The organism is Ruegeria lacuscaerulensis (assembly GCF_013031245.1).
GTDB lineage: Bacteria > Pseudomonadota > Alphaproteobacteria > Rhodobacterales > Rhodobacteraceae > Ruegeria > Ruegeria lacuscaerulensis_C.
Genome location: NZ_WPZL01000001.1, coordinates 342,629 through 363,795, shown reverse-complemented (window position 1 = coordinate 363,795; position 21,167 = coordinate 342,629). Strand labels below are relative to the sequence as shown.

Below are 21,167 nucleotides of genomic sequence, written 5' to 3'. Positions count from 1 at the left end.
CCTGTTGATTAGCGGCTCAGGCCGAGTTCGGTGAGGATCTGGCTGACCCGCTCATGGGAAACAGCTTTGACGTCTTCGAATGAAACCGGCTTGGAATGAGGCTGCGACCAGATCGGCTGCAGCGCCTTGGCAGCTTTGTCAGCAAGATCACCATGCTTCTTGATCCAAGACTGGAACAACGCCTTGTTATGGGCAGAATGTTCTTCGTCATTGGCCAGCAAGTAGACCAGATCAATTGCGTTCGCGAGGTTCCTCTCATAGTCCGCTTCGGCGGCCGAGATAACCGGCGGTGTAATGAAGTCGTTGTTTGCGGCGGCAGCTTGCATGAAGAAACCGGACCGTACGAGTTCGCCAACCAGCGGTTCAAAGATCAGGTTGATCGCAAAGTACTGCTCAAGATAATCCTCGGACCCCATGATCGTTTCGATGGCTTCGCGGCAAGGCTGCCAGATCTGGTCTTCCAACCACGCTTTTTTGCCCAGTTCGTCATTCCAACCGTCGATGTCCATTCCGATCTCGGCCAGGTACAGCGTGATGTCCTGACACAAGCGCATCTTGTAGGACGAATTGGTCAGCGTCGCGTTGTTGATCATCTGCGTGTAGCCATAGCGCTGCGCCTGCATCAACGACGTGCCAAGACCAAACTCGGCGTGTTTCCACGCACCCAGATGGGTCTGTAGAATTCGTTCCCAGGTCTTGTCGAAGGCGGTATGGGCGCCTGCCTTGCGGGCATTGTCGATGACCGCTTTTACCATCGAACAGATTTTGGACTGCCGTTGATAATGGGTCCGCTCCCATTCCTGATCCGGCGCACGGAACGCATGCCAGTTGGAGCTCAGAGCCGCGGTGTTGTCCTTTTGGTAAGCACCCCCACCTTTGCCGCCCTCAAACTCGATGATCCAGTTCTGGATCAGATAGCGTTCGGGATCAGGTTGAACGTCGACGGTAACGTCTTCGTAGTGGGTAGCCCGTTTTCCCCGGGGTTCAAAGTAGTTGTATTTGCGGCTTGTGGATCCGACGAATGTTGCGGCACCTGCGGCCCCAGAACCGACAGAACTTGATGTAGCTACCATTGTAGCCTCCCTTGGTTGGTTTCATTCACATGACTAGTGATCAGCCCAGCATCAGTGAGCCGATGAACCAGAAGTCGGTGTGAACTTGTCGTAGAAAATCCGATCTGCATCGAAGTCGTTCATGAACAGAACGGGCGTCAGCGCGTCGATCATTGGGGGCGGTCCACAGGCATAGACATCGCCCTCGCCGTCCGCATCCAGTTCCTTCAGGAACCGGTCGACGGCCTCATGTACAAAACCGCGTTCTCCGTCCCAGGATGTGTCTTCATCTGCGTGGCTCAGGACCGGAATGAACCGGACATTGCCGTTGGAGCCTGTCAGGTCAGAGATTTCGCCCAGCTTGAACAGGTCATCTTGTGTTCGCGCACCGTAGAAGAAGTAGATCGGACGATCTTCTCCACTACCGATCTGGTCATTCAGGATCGACCAGACGGGCGACATTCCGGATCCGGCACCCACCAGAATTACTGGTCCTTCTCGGTCTTCTCGCCGGAAGCACATTCCGTAGGGCCCGCTGATTTTGACCGTTGCGCCTTTTTTGATCCCCCCGGCGTCGAGTTCGTTTGAGAATCTTCCGTCCGGGTACTTTTTGATGATGAAGGAGAGTTTTTGGGCTTCGCTCGGCGTATTTGCCATGGAGAACGAACGTGTAATCTCCTCCCCTTTTTCGGTGGTGACCGTGATGTCGACATATTGCCCCGCCCAAAATTTAAGCGGTGCATCAATTTCAATATCCACACCGCGAATGTCGTGGGTTAGCTTTTGGAAATCGACAATGCGGCCATCAAATTCTTTGACCGGAATGGATTTCGACAAAACCTCTTCATCAAAGTTCAGGAGTTCGATTTCGACATCGCTGTAAGCCAGCGCCCGGCACATAAGGATATGACCGCCGTCCTTTTCGAAATCATTGAGAGCGAAGGTTGAATACTTCAACATTTCGGTCTCACCATCCAGTTGAACACATTTGCAGGCTGAACACTGTCCTTCCTTGCAACCGTGCGGCAGCGCGATGCCCTGGCGGAATGCGGCGTCGAGGATGGTTTCCTCTTCTTCGACCTCAAACTCCACGCCAACCGGCTCAAGTCGGACGTTGTATACGTCACTCATTTCTCGTGTCTCCTGTGGTTCGAAACCTCTTTGCGGCTTCGAATTGCGGGATGCAGGGGCCGTTTGGCCCCCGCGGTAGTTGCGTTTAATTGAACGGTGTGATCGTGAAGCCGGCGCGGTAGTCCGCCAGATGCGCTTCGCGTTCGGACGCGGACATTCCACGCAGAGCTTTGAGCGGCGAGCCCAGCGTGTTGCCGCGCACATCGTCAAGCGTCCACATGTCCTTGTTGTCGAAGCGCAGATGCGGCTGCGGCACCAGGGTTTTGCCGTCTTCGCGGACAAAGTTGAGATCCTGAATGGCGTCAGCCAGATCCCAGCCGTCATAGACGGTTTCCCATTCACGCTTGCCCGAGAACTTGCCCATGGCCGGTGTCGGACGGCCCTGGTATTCATCCGAGAACGCTTCTACGGCGGTCCAGCGATCAAGCTCATGCGCAAAGGTGTGCAGTTCGCCGTCAATCTCATCAACAACGATGTCCTCACGGATCAGACATGGCACCAGGCAAGACCAGCAACGATGCGGATAGACATAGCCGACCTCTTCGTTGAAGGTGATCACCTTCTGACCGGGAACGCTGAGCTTCGCATACCACTTCCAGAAATCGCCAAATTCGGCGTACCAACCCGGATACTTGTGCTCAAACCATTCAAAGTCTTTCTCGGTCTGAGCTTCAATCCGCCAGAAGTTCACCGGCCAGCCGACTGCAAAGAACTGGGCGACCTTGTGGACATAGTTCTTCTCAGTGATCCGCTTCCAGGCCTCTTGCACATCGTCGTGATGAACTTTGACGCCATACTTTTCGAGCGGCAGCATGTAGGTGCGGTAGTAGTCTTCAAAGATCCACCGGTGCCACATTTCCGCGTAGGATTCTTTCTCCTTGTCACGGTTGGTGGTGCCGTATTCGATGAACGTACCAATGGCCGCATCGACGATGGCGTGGTTCTGCCAGAAGGCGTAACGCAGGTCGCGTTCCAGCAACTGGTGGTTATCGGGCTCTTTCAGCGCAGCCATAAGCAGCGAGTGGCCGTTACCGATGTGGCGGCTTTCGTCCGACTGCACCGACAGGAACACGGTCGGCAGAGCGTAGTCCCCATTTCGTGCTGCCTCTGACGGCATCGCAACGAACAATGTGTTGGTGAACGCCGTCTCGGCAACAACCGTCAGATACATACACGCGGCGGTCATTGTATCGCCAGTGATGAATCCTTCACCGAACTGGCGGCCAATGGTCGTCGCATAGCACTTACCGAATGCTTCTTCGGTAATGTCGAACCCGGCCGGGTCGATGTAGTTTTCCATGTACCACTTCTTCAGGTTCATCTGAATTGTGGAGTGACGGAATTCATCGACCATCTGCATGGTAAAGCCGGTACGCAGGTCTTCACCCGGCGCAAGACGGGCAACCATAGCCATAGAGCGCGCCGCCGAGATTTCCGGGAAAGGGATGATGGCCAGAAACAGCTTCATCCATTCAATCCAGCGCGGCTCGACATTACGGAACATGTCGCCCCGCAGTGCCGCATCCAAGGCACCGTATACACGGTTGTCCTTTTCCTCTTCCATCGGGAAGTAGGAGCGTAGGACCTGCTTCATCGGGTCGCGCGGGGCTTTGGTTATCTTGTAGTCGGTCGGAAAGGTATTCGCTTCCTGAACGTATGTTGGATTCCAGCCCAAATCAGAGATTTTCTTGGTGGCTTCCCCCACCGAAATCCCCCGTTGGGAGGTAATCTTATTTAGCGTAATCGCCATGCCATGAGCCTCCTTCAGCTCTGACCGTTTGCACGGTCGGTTGGAGGCAGCAGCTTGCTGCCAGTTGATAGGCCCAGGTTCCGCAAGCACATCGAAATGCGCTTGAAAGACCCGGCCAGTCGGATCACGGCAAAGGTTTTAGGTAGTATGACCATTTGCTTGCTGCCGTACGTTGCTCGGGCGAACTGGCATCGGTATTGCAAATGGAACCTCTCTGTTCCTTCGTTCTTGGTGGTTTCCAAATTTCGGAAACGCGGCGTTATAAGGGAGTACATGCAAGCGCCGTGCCAAATCGGGCACGGGGCGTTGCAATTATTGAAATTTTGACGAAAGTTTCAATTAACTCGTTAAAATTAAACAGAAATAAATTTGGATTTCCTTATTGGTTTTTCATTCCGCCAATGTCAGGGCGATTTCTTCTCAAATCCAATATGTATCAAAGTCGTAAAGGTTCTTTACGCTCGTTACACTTGTTACGCCATGTTTACACTTTGGGAATGTGTTCGACATACCCGACTGGGGTTGGATCAGGACAAAAGTCGGCATGTTGGGCAGTAGCTGTTTGCACCGGATTGAGATGCACAGTTTTTGAGCGCAAAATGATTCGCATTATGCGCACCGAGATCTTTTCGTTTTTCTGAACTGTAAAGTTATGAAACCATCCGATTTTACATGTGTAACGATACGAAACTGGTTTTTCATAATTCGCAAAAAAAAGATGAATCTATGATGCGTAATGTCAAGATTTGATCTTTGTCACGCATGGTATTGATGGTAATTTGATCGACGAAAATCGATTGGGACAAAAACTCAGCCGATAGGAAAACGAGCTCCCCAAGTGCTTTCACAATGGGCCTCAAACGAACCCATGTACGGTATGCCGTATGCGATCAGACAGGTATTGCATGGAACGTGCGTTATCAAAAATGAGCACCCGGAAAGTGTATGCGTTTAGCATAAGTCCATCAATTTGGACGAGCTGCTATATTTGCATAAGGCAACTGATCCCAAATCGCCTCGATATTGTTTCGCAATTGCGAATGCACCTTGCGCATAATGGCCTCTCTTTGGTCTTCACTGGCATCCATAAGTGCCTCTTGCACCATAACAAGGTTTTCCGGCGCGGGATCATTCAGCGCCCTGCGCGTTGCATCAACAATAGCGCTTTCCGGCCCCAAGATATCCAAACTAACTGCGTTCAAGGTCTCAAAGAACTTCTTTGTTGCAATTTCTCCCATTTCATTTTGCCTTCTGTTTTTCATAATTCGATTCTGAACGAACAAGCGATAGAAGGTAATTAGATGTCCGGTCAATCAGAAAAAACCGCCGAACTCTTTCGGAAGAGAACACATATCGTCAGTCAACTTTCCCAAGAAAACACAAGGTTCTTGCGGCTTCTTCAGCGCAGATCCGGGGTCGAAATTCTTTTGGCGAAGAATCCAGATTCCATTGAAATGGAAAGCACCAATTCTCAATTCGAATTCGAATTGGAAAACAGTCAGAGACGAATAGCTTCTCTTGAAAGAGACGTTGCCGGTATAGACGAAAAACTCGAATCATTGGCGAAACTGGAGGAAAGTTGATGGCTGAAAATAGCGCTTCCGGATTATCTCTTTTTAGCCTTTTGGCAAGAGAATGGACACTCAATGGCGAAGTCACTCAAATCGCATTCAATAACGATGATACCGCGGCGATCTTCATACACTCGGCGGGCAAGGTCGCGCTGGCATCGACAAAAGATGCAGAAAGTCCAAAAGTCCGCACGCGTCTGGAGTTGGACACTGGTCGCACGACTATACGCCCGCGCGAGAATCCGGTCGCGCCACTTTTAACCCCCGACATCGCTGTACGAACCGATCTGCCTGTCGTTCGGTTTGGGACACAGGGCTTTGCTGCCATTGATATGGACGGAGCCGTCCAGCAGATCACGGCGGGCGGCCAGATCGTGCGTAAGCTGCAACCACAGCCAAAGCCGGTTACAGCAATTTCTGCCAGTCAGCTCGGCGACCTGCTGGCGATTGCACGAGGAAATGTACTCGAACTTGTCGACCCGGCTGAAATGGTCGTGCAGGCCGAGTTCAAGCTTGACCACCCGATTTCGTGTCTGACCGTGGCGGCAGATGGCCGGACGACCGCCGCTTGGGGGGCGGGCGCTCTGAGCATCGTTCCGCTCACCGCCCCCAACGACACACCAACTGTCATTTCCTGTCCTGGCGACATAACAGGCCTCGTCTGGCAGAAATCCGGCCACCACCTGGTCTGCGCTTCGGCAGAAAACAGGTTCTACATCATAGACATTGCTCAGCGCTCGGTTCAGTGCGTCGAGGGCTATCCAAACCCGGTCCGCGACGTCGCATTCAGCGAAGCCGGCAATGCTTTGGTGACTTCGGGTGCCTACCGGTTGGCAGGATGGGACATGAGCGATCTGCCGGTCGATGACAAACCCGGCACTCCGCTTACGACCGGCAAACCCGGATTTGTCGTGCTGAATTCGATCGCAGCACACCCCGAGCGAAACATCGTCGCCACCGGCTATGCCAGCGGACTGGTGACGCTGGCGCGTATCGGCACGTCACAGGACATGATGCTTCATCATGAGCGCGACACATCAGTCAACAGTCTGAGCTGGTCAAAAACCGGAGAGCACCTCGCCATCGGGTTCGCCTCGGGCAAGGCCGCGATGGTCACGTTTCCTGCGCAGATGTTCAAATAGTTCCACCAAGCAAAGAAAAGGGGATGTACGATGGACAACAAACTCACACCCGAAGAACAGAGCAAAGATCGCTACTTTGCGCAGCTATCCAAAATCGCCGAAGAAATGATCGACGAGCATGGCAAAGACTTTGCCATGGGGGCGTTGGTCATGGCGGCTCAATGGATCGCAAAGAACCAGATCGGGCCGCAGGAAGAAATCAAACACTAACACCCGAGGTCGGCAGACATTAGGTCGGTGGATCCGGAATCCAAGGTCCACCGCAACTGATCCATCGTGATCTGTGAGATCGCAGGCGTCAGTCTTTGCAAACCGTCTTCAGCGTCATTCGGGCCCTTCCTACTGATAGTCGACAGATCCTCGGAAAACTCTGCGCAAAGACCATGAGAATAGGCACACATCTCTTGCAAACGAAGCGTCACGAAATAAAGGCAATCTCCGGTTTCGCTAAACCGTCCGGGCGCAGTCGGTTCTCGGTACGCTGCGGGCGAACGATACGATGTATGCACGGCTGCGCTCAGGATCGTTTGAACTTGACGGCGCCAGTTACAGTATTCTTCGCTCTGGTTCAGTTCCAATCCAGCCCGATAGAGCTGTTCACTCACGGCCTTATAGGCGCGGCCGCCGGCGATATGACGCCGCCAGAATTCGTTGGCTTCTTCTATTGTTCCACACTCGACAAACCGCTTCGCAAGCTTGGGCCGGGACACAAAGGCCAATGCCATGTCCACGTCCTCGGAAAGAGAGCGGGCGATTTGCATCGAAGGCGTCGGAAGATCGGTCAGAAACAGCAGCCGGATCGCGTCCAACTGCTCGATCATTCGAAACGTCAACGCACGCAGCGCCGCCCACTGCGGCGCGCTGAGCCCGGTCTCCGCAACGTTCTCAGCTGCAGTGGCACTTGCGTGCAAAGACGCAACCCACATTACCGCCTGGTCGAACATAAAAAAGTTGTCGATCGGTCCGCTATCACCGTCATGCACCCAGTTTCTGCCGCTTTGGAAACCGCGAAACCGAACGATCGTTTTGTTCCAGATTTCGTCGAGATCCAAACCTTTCGCCGACCACAATTGGCGGGTTCGGGCCATAAGTTGCGGCGAGATGCCAGGATAACTCCGTTCGAAAGAAATCGGTTTGTCTTGTCTAGTGTCAATCTGCATGACGGTGGTTTTCTTTCTTTGCCGACGCCAATGTATCAACGATCGCTCGTGCGACAAGACACTATTGCCTGGCCGCGTTTGATGTCGCCTGATCCGCGTCTGCAACAATCAGAAGGAACGTTGCGAAGGACGGACCAATGGGATTGATCCTTACGCCAAAACCAAGTCAGACACGCGCGTTGAACCGGTCAATGATTCAGGCCTTCGACGTGATGCGCATGTCCAAGGCGGATATGCTTGATCACTTGTCAGAGATGATTGATAGCAACCCGTTTGTCTCCGCCGATCGGGCGACCCATGACCTTGGAACCTTTTGCCCGCCGTGCGATTTCCAGGAAGGCCCCGAGGTGTCATGTGATACCCGCGTAAGCCTTTATCATCATGTGTCCGAGCAACTCCCGCTTATCTTGAGCTCAAAGGCAGAAGTGGAAATCGCGCTGGCGTTACTGGCGGAAATCGAACCAAGCGGCTGGCTGGGAAAACCCGTCAAAGCGGTTGCTCGCAATGCCGGATATGACGAGGCGCAATGTGAGCGCGTATTGCACCATCTTCAAACCCTCGAGCCGGCTGGCTTGTTTGCGCGGGATTTGCGCGACTGCCTGAGGCTTCAGGCGATCGATCGCGGACTGCTGGATGATCTGATGGATCAGTTGATCACGCATTTAGATGACCTTTTGGAGTTTGACCTCCAAAAGTTGGCAAAACGCTTGCATGCGGACCCACGCGATGTGGCACGCTGCTTGCAACACATCCGGCGGATGGACCCAAAGCCCGGAACGAGGTTTCAATATGATGAAGCACTTTTGCGGGACTGTGACGCCATCCTAACTATCGTTGACCGCGAACTGTTAATTGAGCTCAACAGGTCCAGCTTTCCCAGAGTTCGCCTCACCCTGTCGCCAATGTCGCAGAGCGGCGATGACCTTTCCCATTCATCACAGCTGGGCGAGCTGGTGAATTCCGCAAAATCGTTCAAGGCTGCCCTCGACCTGCGAAGCTCGACCACTTTGGCCGTAATCAAGGCAATTTTTGTGCGGCAGCGAGATTTCCCGACCAAAGGATACGCCGCCCTGCGCCCAATGCGCATGAGCGAAGTAGCGGATGATATAGGTGTCAGCGAAGCAACGGTAAGCCGCATCCTGACCGGGCTCATGCTACAATGTCCACAAGGGAACATTGCGTTGAGATCCCTGTTTTGCGCACCGGTCATGTATCGCGGGCAACCCCGAACAAAGCATGTTGCGCTTCAGATAATCCGAAAGGCAATTGCGCGCGAAGACAAGCGCGCTCCTCTCAGCGATACTGAGATTTTCCGAATTCTGAGCGAGGCCGGATTGGACCTTTCCAGACGAACTGTCACCAAATATCGCCAGTCGATCGGATTGAGTGCGCCGGCTTTGCGCCGAAAACACGCAGAACTGTCGATGCTTCTCTTGCAGCAGCGTTCGCCCGACTGAAACACCCACAGATACCGAGAAAACAGATACACCAGCGTATCGATCACCGATGAGGCAAACCAGGGAAAGACCAGAATGGCCAATGCCGTACACCACATTTTCCGCGTTCGGGGTGAAAACCGGCCAGTAGACTTCCGCACAACGGCCTTTGACCTTTTCGCGGCGAAACGTCTGGATTTCGACGGTTCCGATTTCGCGTGCTTGTTTGATCCGGAATCCGCGTTCAAACTGGCGCTGATCGATAACAGCGGCACGCTGACGGCCTCTACCTTCTTTGTTGCGTCCCCCGATGGATGCCCGATCGACACGCGACCCAACGCAGGGCATCACCTATGATCTTGCCCATGACCAGAAAAGGCTCTTCCAGCGCCCCTGATACCTGTGTCGGCAAGGCATTTTTGCGCCCCTACCGGCGCTCGGATGCAACGGCCATTCGCAATGCACTCCGAGATCGAGGTCTGCTGCAGTGGCTCGCGGCTTTGCCGATACCCATCGATCATACCTCGCTACAGGAATATACCCGCTTTCTAGCCGATGCGGATGTAATCGCTCGCGCAATTTGCATCGGTGACGAGGTGATCGGCATTGTCAGCCTAGGAACCGAACTGTCTTTCTGGCTGCGCCGCGATATGCAAGGTAAAGGCATAGGCAGATGGGCTGTGCGTTGTTTTCTGGAACAGTTGCCAATGGGCGTACAACACGTAGAAGCCTGTTGTTTGGCGCACAACACCGTCTCCATTCTTCTACTGCTTGATGCCAGTTTCGAGGAAACCTCCGCGCCTTTCAAACGCTTCTCATTCGCCCATGGCAAAGCGATGGAATTCAGGCGATTCCGCCTGTCGCGAAAGCAATCCGGGGGATTGTCAACAGGGTCCGCCTGTTTGCAATACGCCTCGCACCCACCCTGCTGATCCGCTTATTGGATGCCACACCTAAATGACCGGGACCTGCCATGACTGACTTTAACAAGATCCTGATCGCCAATCGCGGCGAGATTGCCATACGCGTGATGCGCGCAGCCAATGAGATGGGCAAACAGACCGTTGCTGTATTTGCCGAGGAAGACAAGCTGGGCTTGCATCGCTTCAAGGCGGATGAGGCGTATCGCATTGGCGAGGGAATGGGGGCGGTTGCCGCCTACCTGTCGATTGACGAGATCATCCGCGTGGCCAAGGAATGTGGTGCCGACGCGATCCACCCCGGTTACGGGTTGCTGTCCGAAAACCCGGACTTTGTCGATGCCTGCGTTCAGAACGGCATCACCTTCATCGGACCCAAGGCCGAGACCATGCGCGCGTTGGGGGACAAGGCCAGCGCTCGGAAAGTGGCGATTGCGGCGGACGTTCCAGTTATCCCGGCGACCGAGGTTCTGGGCGATGACATGGCGGCGATCAAGAAAGAGGCCGCCGAAATTGGCTATCCGCTGATGCTGAAAGCCAGTTGGGGCGGCGGCGGGCGCGGTATGCGTCCGATCCTGTCCGAGGATGAACTGGAAGAGAAAGTTCTGGAAGGCCGCCGCGAAGCCGAGGCGGCCTTTGGCAATGGCGAGGGTTATCTGGAAAAGATGATCACCCGCGCCCGTCACGTTGAGGTTCAGATCCTCGGCGACAAGCATGGTGAGATTTATCACCTGTATGAGCGCGACTGCTCGGTCCAGCGTCGCAATCAGAAGGTCGTGGAACGCGCCCCTGCCCCGTATCTGACGGAAGAGCAGCGCGCCGAGATTTGTGAACTGGGTCGTCGTATCTGCGCCCATGTGAACTACGAATGCGCGGGCACGGTCGAGTTCCTGATGGATATGAACACCGGTAAGTTCTACTTCATCGAGGTCAACCCGCGCGTGCAGGTGGAACACACCGTCACCGAAGAAGTCACCGGCATCGACATCGTTCAGGCTCAGATCCTGATCGCCGAGGGCAAGACGCTGGCCGAGGCTACCGGCAAAGCCAGCCAGGATGATATCCGCCTAAACGGCCACGCACTGCAGACCCGCGTGACGACCGAGGACCCGCTGAACAACTTCATCCCCGACTATGGCCGCATCACCGCCTATCGCTCGGCCACGGGCATGGGCATCCGTCTGGATGGCGGCACCGCCTATGCGGGCGGGGTGATTACGCGGTTTTATGACTCGCTGCTGACCAAGGTCACTGCCTGGGCCCCAACGCCCGAGAAGGCGATTGCCCGGATGGACCGTGCGCTGCGTGAATTCCGTGTGCGTGGCGTGTCAACCAATATCGCCTTTGTAGAAAACCTGCTAAAGCACCCGATATTCCTGTCGAATGAATACACCACCAAGTTCATTGACGACACGCCGGACCTGTTCCAGTTCAAGAAACGCCGCGACCGGGGCACCAAGGTTTTGACCTACATTGCAGATATCTCTGTCAACGGTCACCCCGAAACCAAGGATCGCCCCGAGCCGCGCGCCGACCTGAAAGAGGCCAAGCCCCCCGCGCCCAAGGCTGAGCCGCAAATGGGCACCCGCAACCTGCTGGAGCAAAAGGGTCCGCAGGCCGTAGCCGACTGGATGAAAGCCCAACGTCAGCTGCTGATCACCGACACCACCATGCGCGACGGGCACCAGTCGCTGCTGGCGACCCGAATGCGCTCGATCGACATGATCAAGGTGGCACCGAGCTATGCGGCCAACCTGCCGCAGTTGTTCAGCGTTGAATGTTGGGGGGGCGCCACCTTTGATGTGGCCTATCGATTCCTGCAGGAATGCCCGTGGCAGCGCCTGCGCGACCTGCGCGAAACGATGCCGAACCTGATGACCCAGATGCTGCTGCGTGGCGCGAACGGGGTTGGCTACACCAATTATCCCGACAATGTGGTGCAGGAGTTCGTGCGGCAGGCATCGCAGAATATCGACGTGTTCCGCGTGTTCGACTCGTTGAACTGGGTCGAGAATATGCGCGTCGCGATGGATGCAGTTGTTGAAAACGGCAAGATCTGCGAAGGCACCGTCTGCTATACCGGCGATATCCTCGATCCGGATCGCGCCAAATATGACCTGAAATACTATGTCGGCATGGCCAAGGAATTGCGTGACGCGGGCGCGCATGTGCTGGGCCTGAAGGACATGGCGGGCCTGCTGAAACCGGCCTCGGCCCGAATCCTGATCCGTGCGTTGAAAGAAGAGGTTGGGTTACCGATCCACTTCCACACCCACGATACTGCGGGTATTGCCAGCGCCACCATTCTTGCCGCCTCCGAGGCCGGTGTAGACGCGGTGGATTGCGCCATGGACAGCTTCTCGGGCAACACGTCTCAGGCAACGCTGGGCACCGTGGTCGAGGCGCTGCGCCACACCGAGCGCGATACCGGGCTGGACATCAAAGCGATCCGCGAGATCAGCGATTACTTCGAGGCGGTCCGCGGCCAATATGCGGCCTTTGAATCCAGTCTGCAGGCCCCGGCCTCCGAGGTCTATCTGCACGAGATGCCCGGTGGCCAGTTCACCAACCTCAAGGCGCAGGCGCGTTCTCTGGGGCTGGAAGAGCGCTGGCACGAGGTCGCGCAGATGTACGCCGATGTGAACCAGATGTTCGGTGACATCGTCAAGGTGACACCGTCGTCGAAAGTGGTCGGTGACATGGCGCTGATGATGGTCAGCCAGAACCTGACCCGCGATGATGTGGAAAACCCGGGCACAGACGTGGCCTTCCCCGATTCCGTTATCGACATGATGCGCGGCAATCTGGGCCAGCCTCCGGGCGGTTTCCCTGACGCGATCATCCAAAAGGTGCTCAAGGACGAAGCCCCCAACACCGAACGCCCCGGCAAATATGTCGAAGCGGTTGATCTGGAAGCTGCCCGCGCCGATCTGTCCAAACAGCTTGAGGGCAAAGAGGTCGATGACGAGGACCTGAACGGCTATCTGATGTACCCCAAGGTGTTCCTGGATTACATGGGCCGCCACCGCACCTACGGTCCCGTTCGCACCCTGCCGACGCGCACCTTTTTCTACGGCATGGAGCCGGGAGAAGAGATCACCGCCGAAATCGATCCGGGCAAGACGCTGGAAATCCGATGTCAGGCCATCGGTGAGACCGACGAAAACGGCGAAGTTCGCGTCTTCTTTGAACTCAACGGCCAACCCCGTGTGATCCGCGTGCCCAACCGTCTGGTCAAGGCGTCGACCGCGCAACGACCAAAGGCCGAGATCGGCAACTCCAATCACATCGGTGCGCCCATGCCCGGGGTTGTTGCCACCGTTGCCGTGACCACTGGTCAGGAGGTGCACGAGGGCGATCTGCTGCTGACCATCGAAGCGATGAAAATGGAAACCGGCATCCACGCCGAACGCGACGCCACGGTCAAAGCCGTCCACGTCCAGCCCGGAGGCCAGATCGACGCCAAAGACCTGCTCGTCGAACTGGAATTCTAAATTGGCGCGCCCTCTTCTAGTGCTGTGCTCAATGATGAAGTTGTCGCAGACTTTTGTGACGGCCATAGGTAGCGACTTACTGGGCGCGGCTAGGGCCTCCGCTACGGGGGCGGTCAGTCGATTGCTGGAAACACGTTGGTTTTCTTCACGGTAGAATAAACGAAACTGGTATCGATTGAGGCAATACCTCCGATGGGATGAATGCGATGGCGGATGAAATCCTCATAGGCATCCAGCCCGGGCACCACCACACGCAACTGATAATCTGAAGCACCGGTAAGGACATGGCACTCAAGCACTTCATCAATCGCATGAATGCGGCTCTCGAATCGCCGGACATCGTCTTCATTGTGCCGTTCCAGCCGGACACGCACGAAGACCGTGATCGGCAGACCATAGGCCTTCGCGTCCACCTCGGCACTGTAACCCCGGAGCGTGCCGCTGTCTTCGAGGTTGCGCAAACGGCGCAGGCAGGGCGACGGCGACAGGTTGACTTCGGCGGCGAGGTCCTGATTAGTCATGCGCCCATTTGCCTGCAGGGCGCGTATGATCTGTCGGTCTTTGGCGTCCACTTCGCCCCCTTGTTGGCAGATAATGCTAAAATTCATTTAATACGCAGCATAATTCGCAATCTCCCCCCTGCCAATACATCGCATCCTGCCTCAAACAACATGAGAGAGGTTGCCATGAATTCATCCAAAGGCTTCGCCACCCGCGCCATCCACCACGCCTATGATCCTCAGCAGAACGAAGGCGCGCTAACACCGCCCCTACATCTGACATCGACCTTTGCGTTTGAGACAACAGAGGCCGGGGGCGAGATGTTCGCCGGTGAACGTCAGGGGCATATTTACAGCCGCATCTCAAACCCGACCTGTGACCTGCTGGAACAGCGCATCTCCACGCTTGAAGGGGCTGAAGCCGGGTTGGCCTTGTCGTCAGGTATGGGGGCGATCACTGCGGTGCTGTGGACTCTACTGTCACCCGGCGACGAGGTGATCGTGGACAAGACGCTTTACGGCTGCACCTTCGCCTTCATGCAACATGGGCTGGCGAAATGGGGGGTGACAATCACCCATGTAGATATGACTGACCCGGAGAACCTGCGCGCGGTGATCTCGGAGCGGACCCGGGTCGTCTATTTCGAAACCCCGGCCAACCCGAATATGAGATTGGTGGACATTGCCGCCACCGCCAAGATCGCGCATGAAGCCGGGGCGCAGGTGGTCGTCGACAATACCTATGCCACGCCCTTCCTGACACGACCCATTGAACTGGGTGCCGACATCGTGCTGCATTCCGCGACCAAGTATCTCGGTGGACATGGCGACGTGGTTGCCGGCTTGGTTGTCGGAGCGGCAGAACAGATCGCCGAGATCCGGCTTGTTGGCATGAAGGACATGACCGGCGCGGTCATGGCGCCGTTCAATGCGATGCTGATCCTGCGCGGGTTGAAAACTCTGGCCCTGCGTATGGAGCGTCATTGCGCTTCGGCTCGAATTGTGGCCGACCATCTTCAGGAACACCCGTCAGTCCGGGCCGTACACTTTCCCGGGCTGGAAAGTTTTGCCCAACACGAACTTTCGACGCGCCAGATGTCCAAGTCCGGCGCGATGATCGCCTTCGAAGTCGACGGTGGCATGGCAGGTGGTGTTCGGTTCATGAACAACCTGAATATGATCCAGCGAGCCGTGTCCTTGGGCGATGCCGAAACGCTGGTCCAGCATCCGGCCTCGATGACCCATTCGACCTATACGCCCGAAGAACGCGCCGAACATGACATCACCGACGGGCTGATCCGCTTGTCGGTTGGGTTGGAGGATGTCGATGACATCATAGCCGACCTTGATCAAGCACTGCCTCAACCTATGCATAACGCCGCCGAGTAAGGAGCCTCTCATGCCCACCGATATTGCCCACCTTAAGACCATCGAGCAACGGCTTTTGTGGCTGTCACACTGGATGATTCACCACGCCAATCATGTTCGGCCCAAGGTGGACGGGATCAAGATCGGTGGGCATCAGGCTTCGTCGGCTTCAATGGTGTCAATCATGACGGCGCTGTATTTCTCGGCCCTGAAGCCTGAGGACCGTGTGGCCGTCAAGCCTCATGCATCACCGATCTTTCACGCGATGCAATACCTGATGGGCAACCAGACACGCGAAAAGATGGAGAACTTCCGAGGCTTTGGCGGGGTGCAGTCCTATCCCAGCCGGACCAAAGATATCGACGACGTGGATTTCTCCACCGGCTCGGTGGGCCTTGGTGTCGCGATTACGTCGTTCGCCTCGATCATCCAAGATTACATCAAGGCCAAAAGCTGGGGAAGCGATGCCCCGATGGGGCGCATGGTTGCGCTGGTGGGCGATGCCGAACTGGATGAGGGCAACATCTACGAGGCCCTGCAGGAAGGCTGGAAAAACGACCTGCGCAACACGTGGTGGATCATCGACTACAACCGGCAGTCGCTGGACGGGATCGTGCGCGAGGGGCTGTTTGAACGAATCGAAATGATTTTCGATGCTTTCGGATGGGACGTGGTGCGGGTGAAGCACGGCGCATTGCAGCGCGCGGCCTTTGAGAAGCCGGGCGGACACAAACTGCGCGACTGGATCGACGCCTGCCCAAATCAGGAATACTCGGCACTTACGTTTATGGGCGGAGCAGTCTGGCGCAAGAGGTTAATGGATGATCTTGGAGACCAGGGTGATGTCTCTGCCCTAATCGACAGACACAGCGACGACGAACTGGCAGCCCTGATGGAAAACCTCGGCGGTAACTGCGTCCAGACCATGGCGGAAACCTTCGACGCCATCGATCACGACCGACCCACCTGCTTCCTGGCCTATACGGTGAAAGGCTGGGGTACGCCCATTGCAGGCCACAAGGACAATCATGGGGGGCTGATGAACAACACGCAGTTCGCTGCCTGGCAACAGCACATGGGCGTTGCAACGGGCGATGAGTGGGAACCTCTGGCCACGGTCGAATACCCCGCCGCACTGCGTGATTTCCTGTCTAAGGTTCCCTTTTTTGCCAAAGGCATCCGGCGGTACAACGATGACAAGCTTGCCGTGCCCGACATCGACATTGATACCTCCCGTGAGACCTCGACCCAGATGGCCTTTGGCAAGATCCTCGACGATCTCTCTAAAGGGGACAGTGATCTGGCTGCCCGGATTGTCACCGCGTCCCCTGATGTAACGGGGACCACCAACCTTGGTCCTTGGGTGAACCGGCGCAAGCTTTTCGCCCGTTCCGAACAGGCCGACGTCTTTATCGAACACCGCATTCCGTCGACTGCCAAATGGGAATTCACGCCGGAAGGACAGCATATCGAGCTGGGCATCGCCGAAATGAACCTGATGCTGCTTCTGGGCGCCGCTGGCCTGTCGCATTCGATCTTCGGCAAGCGGCTTATCCCCATCGGCACCGTCTATGATCCCTTCGTGGCGCGCGGCCTCGATGCGCTAAACTACGCTTGCTACCAGGACGCCCGATTCATTCTGGTGGGCACCCCCTCTGGCGTCACGCTGGCCCCGGAAGGCGGAGCACACCAATCGGTCGGCTCGCCTCTGATCGGGATGAGCCAGGACGGGCTTGCCTCGTTCGAGCCTGCCTTTGCAGATGAGCTTGCGGTGATCATGAAATGGGCCTTCGACTATCTCCAACGCGATGGAGAGGGCGATCCATGCGAGCGCACATGGTTGCGCGACGAAACAGGAGGTTCAGTGTATCTGCGCCTGACCACCAATCCGATCGAGCAACCCGGCAAGCGTCATGACAACGCGTTCAAACAAGGGGCCATTGACGGGGCTTATTGGTTGCGTAAACCCGGACCGAACTGCGAGATCGTCATCGCCTATCAGGGCGCCGTCGCCCCCGAGGCGATCGAAGCGGCCGGGATGATCGGAGAGGGGCGCAAGGACGTCGGTGTGCTGGCCGTGACCTCGGCCGATCGGCTCAACGCAGGCTGGACCGCAGCCCAACGTGCCCGGTCTCGCGGGAATAAGTCTGCGCAGTCTCACATCGGGACCCTGATGGGTGATCTTCCGCCCCATTGCAGTGTCATCACCGTCATAGATGGTCACCCGGCGACGCTGTCCTGGCTTGGCTCTGTTGTTGGCCATCAGACCATCCCGATGGGTGTCGAACATTTCGGCCAAACCGGCACGATTGGCGACCTCTACCGCCATCACGGCATCGACGCCGATGCTATTGTCAAAATGGTAAACGGATTGACGGTTGGGAAGCATGTGAGCCCCGGTAGCTTGGCGCGCTCGGCCGACAACTAACTTCGCACCAAAGCCGTCATTCGACCCTGCCGCGGCGAATGGCGGCTACGCGGACTTTGCCGCCGTTGCGCTTTTGTGTGTTTGCTGACGCAGCATTCGCTTGCAGGTGCGGCACGCTCATCGCTGCATTGCAGCCGATGTCGCCAGAGCGGTCATTGAAAGCCAATCTGAAGCGCAAAACTCGAACAGCCCTTTAGCTGCAACCAGGATCGACTATCGAGGAGCGGACAAAGTACCAATCCGCTGCAAGCGATCTAATGGCAACTGTTCGCTTTTTGCGAAGAAATGTTTCTCACTTTGTCCGGTCGGACAATCAATTTCCGGCGACTGGAAACACATTTGCGCTACCCCTTGTTTTGGGGCCAATAGACGTTGGCACGACTGCAGAGATGACAGCGTATATTGCTGTATTCGCAAGACCAGCAGCTTTTGTAACAGCCATCGCGATCCGAGATGCCAAGCATAACCATTCGGCGCTTCGGAGTTTGGGGTGCGTGGATAAGATCAAATCAGATTCGAACCTAGGGGAGGACTGATATGTCAACCACACGTCAAAGCAGGCGAGATTTCTTCAAGAGTACGGCCGCTACAGGTGTCGGAGCGCTTATTGCGACCGCCGCCGGTGGAGGAGCCGTTATGGCCGACTCAGAGGCCAGTTGCGCAAAAACCGGCTATGGCGGGATTCCCAGACCGAACCTGTGGTCGCCAAACGACATCGAATTCACCGACACAACGCAATACAAAAAGGATGGACCATACAAGATCGGGTTTTCGAATGCTGGTTTGGGGGATACATGGCGCGTTGTGATGCTGCATTCAATGCAGGCCGCAGTTGCCCGGAACAAGGATCTGGTCAGCGATTTCATCGTAACGGATGCAAACCACAATGACGCCAAGCAGGTGTCAGACGTCGAAGATCTGATTTCACAGGGTGTGGACCTGTTAATCGTGTCCGCCAACACCTCTGACGCGCTTGATCCGGTTGTGTCACGCGCTATGCGCCGGGGCATTCCGGTTGTTATGACCGACCGGTCGGTGACCTCGGGCAATTACGTTTCGTTTGCCACCGCAGCCGACGCCCCGATCGGGCGGATGATGGCGCAATGGCTGGTGGAAAAGCTCGACTATCAAGGCAATGTCATCATCCTTTCAGGCGCAGCCGGAGCCAGCCCTGACACCAATCGTGTCATACCAGCCATGCAGATCTTTGACCAATATCCGGGGATCACTGTGTTGGATCGCGTCTACAGCGATTTCAGCTCGGCCAAGGGCAAGACAGTCATGGCCGCAATGATCCAGAAATACGGTGATCAGATCGACGGCGTGTTTGGGCAGTTCGGCGGACAGGTGTCAGGTTCTATCGAGGCATTCCTTGATGCGGGTTATGGCCAGGGAGAGATCCCGGCACACACCTCAACCGACTATAACGGGCCAATGAAGCTTGCGATTGAGCACGGGTTCCCGCTGTTCAACTTCGACTATCCGCCTGCGATGGGTGGGGAAGCGGTGCAGATCGCATTGAACACGCTTCAGGGTCTTCCGGTCGCCAAGATCCATTCGATCAACAACATGATGACGTTGACCAAAGGGGACGAAACAACGTCGGTTCATGCCGATCAATGGGCAGATGATTACATCCGGGACGACAAACCCAACGACTTCCTTTTGTCTGGTGGGCTTGGGCCGGATTATGACCCTGCAACCTTCGATGCCTCCAAACTATGACCTCAGTTCTTTCTTGCGAAAGAATCTGTAAATCCTATCCCGGCGTCAAATCTCTTGATGATGTCGGGATAGAGATTGCTGCCGGCTCCATTCACGCCCTGGTGGGCGAAAATGGAGCCGGGAAATCTACATTGGTAGGTGTGTTGTCCGGCGCGGTTCAGCCCGACTCTGGCACCGTGCATATGGATGGCGTTCCCAAAGAAATGAATTCCGCCCGCGTGGCCCGGGAAGCAGGGATACATGTGGTGCATCAGGAGTTGATCCTGTTTCCCGATATGACCGTGGCAGAAAATATCTTTCTGGGAGAAGAGCCGCGAACCCGGCTGGGCATGGTGGACGCGCGCCAGATGCGTCGGCACAGCGCTGCGATCTTGTCCGATCTCGGCACACATATCGACGTTAATCAGAAGGTCAGGGATCTGACTGTGGCCGACCAGCAAATGGTCGAGATCGCGCGTGCGCTGATCGGCAAGGTCAAGGTGCTGTTTCTGGACGAGCCCACCGCGGTGATCTCCGGACAAGAGGTTGATCTGCTGTTTGACAGGCTGGCGCAACTCCGTAAACAGGGTGTTGCGATTGTTTATATCTCGCACCGTCTGGATGAGATTTTCGAGATTGCGGACGAGGTGACCGTGCTCAAGGATGGGCAGTTTGTCGGGCACAAAGGGATTGCAGACGTGACCCATGACGGGTTGGTGTCGATGATGGTCGGGCGCGAGATTTCCGATCTCTACCCCGCCAAACAGTCAAATACTGCCGACCGGATTGTTTTGAAAATTGACGGTCTTTCGGACCGGCGCATGGTCAAATCGGTGGATTTGCAACTCAATGCCGGAGAGATTCTCGGGATCGCTGGCATGGTCGGATCCGGACGCAGCGAGCTCGCGGAAATGATTTTCGGTCTGGGCAAACCGGCCGCCGGCTCGATAGAAATTAATGGGCATCCCTTTGATCCCACGCCAGCCAAATCGATCTCTGAAGGTGTCGGCTTTTTAACTGAAGACCGCAAGCGGCAGGGATTGATGCTGAACCTCAGCGTGGCGGCCAACATCAGCGCGCCACGGCTGAAATCACTGTCTTCGTCGAATGTAATCAACCTTAGGGCCGAAACGGCGCTTGCGACATCTGAAATCGATGCGCTGTCCATTGCGGGTGCCCAACCTGCCACCCGCGTTGGCAACCTGTCGGGCGGCAATCAGCAGAAAGTGTTGATCGCCCGCTGGCGCCACATCAGCGAAAAGATTTTGATCCTGGATGAGCCGACACGCGGGGTCGATATCGGCGCAAAATCCGAAATTTACCGGCTAATCCGAGAATGTGCGCAGAACGGTGTGAGCATATTGCTGATCAGTTCTGAAATGCAGGAAATCGTCGGCATGAGTGACCGCGTGATCGTGATGAGAGAAGGACAGGTTTCAGGTGAACTACAGGGTGACGACATTGCGGAAGAAGCAATTGTCCATCTGGCAACGTCAACTGGCGCCTGAGGA

At 55.9% G+C, this 21,167-nt stretch carries 17 protein-coding genes; 11 read left to right on the top strand and 6 right to left on the bottom strand.

The genetic code is table 11. From position 1 onward, the window contains the following. Positions 1-8 precede the first annotated feature (8 nt). The 4 genes from GOX66_RS01830 to GOX66_RS01815 form a co-directional block, all read right to left on the bottom strand. A complete protein-coding gene (locus tag GOX66_RS01830) occupies positions 9-1,073 on the bottom strand; it encodes an aromatic/alkene monooxygenase hydroxylase subunit beta (RefSeq protein ID WP_170759015.1) in 1,065 nt (354 codons plus the stop codon). Between the two features lie 51 nt (positions 1,074-1,124). Continuing rightward, positions 1,125-2,183, bottom strand: coding sequence for an NADH:ubiquinone reductase (Na(+)-transporting) subunit F (locus GOX66_RS01825; protein WP_170759013.1), 1,059 nt, complete (start codon positions 2,181-2,183; stop codon positions 1,125-1,127). An 85-nt stretch (positions 2,184-2,268) separates the two neighbouring features. Continuing rightward, positions 2,269-3,933, bottom strand: coding sequence for an aromatic/alkene/methane monooxygenase hydroxylase/oxygenase subunit alpha (locus GOX66_RS01820; protein WP_170759012.1), 1,665 nt, complete (start codon positions 3,931-3,933; stop codon positions 2,269-2,271). Between the two features lie 965 nt (positions 3,934-4,898). Then, on the bottom strand, positions 4,899-5,195 hold the full coding sequence (locus tag GOX66_RS01815) for a hypothetical protein (RefSeq protein ID WP_170759010.1): 297 nt from the start codon (positions 5,193-5,195) through the stop codon (positions 4,899-4,901). A 39-nt stretch (positions 5,196-5,234) separates the two neighbouring features. On the opposite strand from GOX66_RS01815, the gene GOX66_RS01810 reads away from it, so the two are divergent. Genes GOX66_RS01810 through GOX66_RS01800 form a run of 3 tightly spaced genes read left to right on the top strand, consistent with a single transcriptional unit; the run spans position 5,235 to position 6,856 of the window. Further along, on the top strand, positions 5,235-5,516 hold the full coding sequence (locus GOX66_RS01810; RefSeq protein ID WP_170759008.1) for a hypothetical protein: 282 nt from the start codon (positions 5,235-5,237) through the stop codon (positions 5,514-5,516). Further along, positions 5,516-6,646, top strand: a complete 1,131-nt coding sequence (locus GOX66_RS01805; protein ID WP_170759006.1) for a WD40 repeat domain-containing protein — start codon at positions 5,516-5,518, stop codon at positions 6,644-6,646. The genes GOX66_RS01810 and GOX66_RS01805 overlap by 1 nt, the downstream gene beginning before the upstream one ends. Positions 6,647-6,676: 30 nt before the next feature. Beyond that, positions 6,677-6,856 (top strand): hypothetical protein, encoded by a 180-nt coding sequence (locus tag GOX66_RS01800; RefSeq protein WP_170759004.1) that lies wholly within the window; start codon positions 6,677-6,679, stop codon positions 6,854-6,856. Here GOX66_RS01800 and GOX66_RS01795 read toward each other — a convergent pair. Continuing rightward, positions 6,853-7,806, bottom strand: coding sequence for a hypothetical protein (locus GOX66_RS01795; protein WP_170759002.1), 954 nt, complete (start codon positions 7,804-7,806; stop codon positions 6,853-6,855). The two genes, GOX66_RS01800 and GOX66_RS01795, sit on opposite strands and share 4 nt — an antisense overlap. A gap of 137 nt (positions 7,807-7,943) precedes the next feature. Between GOX66_RS01795 and rpoN the strand changes: the two genes are divergently transcribed. The 4 genes from rpoN to GOX66_RS01775 all read left to right on the top strand — a co-directional run bounded on the left by rpoN (position 7,944) and on the right by GOX66_RS01775 (position 13,656). Beyond that, positions 7,944-9,263 (top strand): RNA polymerase factor sigma-54, encoded by a 1,320-nt coding sequence (rpoN, locus tag GOX66_RS01790; RefSeq protein ID WP_170759000.1) that lies wholly within the window; start codon positions 7,944-7,946, stop codon positions 9,261-9,263. Positions 9,264-9,338: 75 nt separating this feature from the next. Beyond that, positions 9,339-9,599 (top strand): hypothetical protein, encoded by a 261-nt coding sequence (locus tag GOX66_RS01785; protein ID WP_170758998.1) that lies wholly within the window; start codon positions 9,339-9,341, stop codon positions 9,597-9,599. An 8-nt stretch (positions 9,600-9,607) separates the two neighbouring features. After that, complete coding sequence (locus GOX66_RS01780; RefSeq protein WP_170758996.1) at positions 9,608-10,174, top strand: GNAT family N-acetyltransferase; 567 nt, start codon at positions 9,608-9,610, stop codon at positions 10,172-10,174. 41 nt (positions 10,175-10,215) lie between these two features. Beyond that, positions 10,216-13,656 (top strand): pyruvate carboxylase, encoded by a 3,441-nt coding sequence (locus GOX66_RS01775; RefSeq protein WP_170758994.1) that lies wholly within the window; start codon positions 10,216-10,218, stop codon positions 13,654-13,656. A gap of 113 nt (positions 13,657-13,769) precedes the next feature. On the opposite strand, the gene GOX66_RS01770 is transcribed toward GOX66_RS01775, so the two are convergent. After that, positions 13,770-14,228 (bottom strand): Lrp/AsnC ligand binding domain-containing protein, encoded by a 459-nt coding sequence (locus tag GOX66_RS01770; protein WP_170758992.1) that lies wholly within the window; start codon positions 14,226-14,228, stop codon positions 13,770-13,772. A gap of 114 nt (positions 14,229-14,342) precedes the next feature. Here GOX66_RS01770 and GOX66_RS01765 point away from each other — a divergent pair, with 114 nt between their 5' ends. The 4 genes from GOX66_RS01765 to GOX66_RS01750 all read left to right on the top strand — a co-directional run bounded on the left by GOX66_RS01765 (position 14,343) and on the right by GOX66_RS01750 (position 21,164). After that, positions 14,343-15,545 carry a methionine gamma-lyase gene (locus tag GOX66_RS01765; RefSeq protein WP_170758990.1) on the top strand — a complete coding sequence of 401 codons (1,203 nt, stop codon included), beginning with the start codon at positions 14,343-14,345 and terminating at the stop codon, positions 15,543-15,545. A 10-nt stretch (positions 15,546-15,555) separates the two neighbouring features. Next, entirely contained in the window at positions 15,556-17,952 is a 2,397-nt protein-coding gene (locus GOX66_RS01760) for a 1-deoxy-D-xylulose-5-phosphate synthase N-terminal domain-containing protein (protein ID WP_170758988.1), read from the top strand. Positions 17,953-18,489: 537 nt separating this feature from the next. Further along, a complete protein-coding gene (locus GOX66_RS01755; RefSeq protein WP_170758986.1) occupies positions 18,490-19,677 on the top strand; it encodes a substrate-binding domain-containing protein in 1,188 nt (395 codons plus the stop codon). Next, positions 19,674-21,164, top strand: a complete 1,491-nt coding sequence (locus GOX66_RS01750) for a sugar ABC transporter ATP-binding protein (RefSeq protein ID WP_170758984.1) — start codon at positions 19,674-19,676, stop codon at positions 21,162-21,164. The genes GOX66_RS01755 and GOX66_RS01750 overlap by 4 nt, the downstream gene beginning before the upstream one ends. Positions 21,165-21,167: the final 3 nt, after the last annotated feature.

Bases quoted from the DNA above. Each gene is read 5' to 3' on its own strand.
- GOX66_RS01830 (WP_170759015.1), bottom strand. From the start codon at position 1,073: ATGGTAGCTACATCAAGTTCTGTCGGTTCTGGGGCCGCAGGTGCCGCA.
- GOX66_RS01825 (WP_170759013.1), bottom strand. From the start codon at position 2,183: ATGAGTGACGTATACAACGTCCGACTTGAGCCGGTTGGCGTGGAGTTT.
- GOX66_RS01820 (WP_170759012.1), bottom strand. From the start codon at position 3,933: ATGGCGATTACGCTAAATAAGATTACCTCCCAACGGGGGATTTCGGTG.
- GOX66_RS01815 (WP_170759010.1), bottom strand. From the start codon at position 5,195: ATGAAAAACAGAAGGCAAAATGAAATGGGAGAAATTGCAACAAAGAAG.
- GOX66_RS01810 (WP_170759008.1), top strand. From the start codon at position 5,235: ATGTCCGGTCAATCAGAAAAAACCGCCGAACTCTTTCGGAAGAGAACA.
- GOX66_RS01805 (WP_170759006.1), top strand. From the start codon at position 5,516: ATGGCTGAAAATAGCGCTTCCGGATTATCTCTTTTTAGCCTTTTGGCA.
- GOX66_RS01800 (WP_170759004.1), top strand. From the start codon at position 6,677: ATGGACAACAAACTCACACCCGAAGAACAGAGCAAAGATCGCTACTTT.
- GOX66_RS01795 (WP_170759002.1), bottom strand. From the start codon at position 7,806: ATGCAGATTGACACTAGACAAGACAAACCGATTTCTTTCGAACGGAGT.
- rpoN (WP_170759000.1), top strand. From the start codon at position 7,944: ATGGGATTGATCCTTACGCCAAAACCAAGTCAGACACGCGCGTTGAAC.
- GOX66_RS01785 (WP_170758998.1), top strand. From the start codon at position 9,339: ATGGCCAATGCCGTACACCACATTTTCCGCGTTCGGGGTGAAAACCGG.
- GOX66_RS01780 (WP_170758996.1), top strand. From the start codon at position 9,608: ATGACCAGAAAAGGCTCTTCCAGCGCCCCTGATACCTGTGTCGGCAAG.
- GOX66_RS01775 (WP_170758994.1), top strand. From the start codon at position 10,216: ATGACTGACTTTAACAAGATCCTGATCGCCAATCGCGGCGAGATTGCC.
- GOX66_RS01765 (WP_170758990.1), top strand. From the start codon at position 14,343: ATGAATTCATCCAAAGGCTTCGCCACCCGCGCCATCCACCACGCCTAT.
- GOX66_RS01760 (WP_170758988.1), top strand. From the start codon at position 15,556: ATGCCCACCGATATTGCCCACCTTAAGACCATCGAGCAACGGCTTTTG.
- GOX66_RS01755 (WP_170758986.1), top strand. From the start codon at position 18,490: ATGTCAACCACACGTCAAAGCAGGCGAGATTTCTTCAAGAGTACGGCC.
- GOX66_RS01750 (WP_170758984.1), top strand. From the start codon at position 19,674: ATGACCTCAGTTCTTTCTTGCGAAAGAATCTGTAAATCCTATCCCGGC.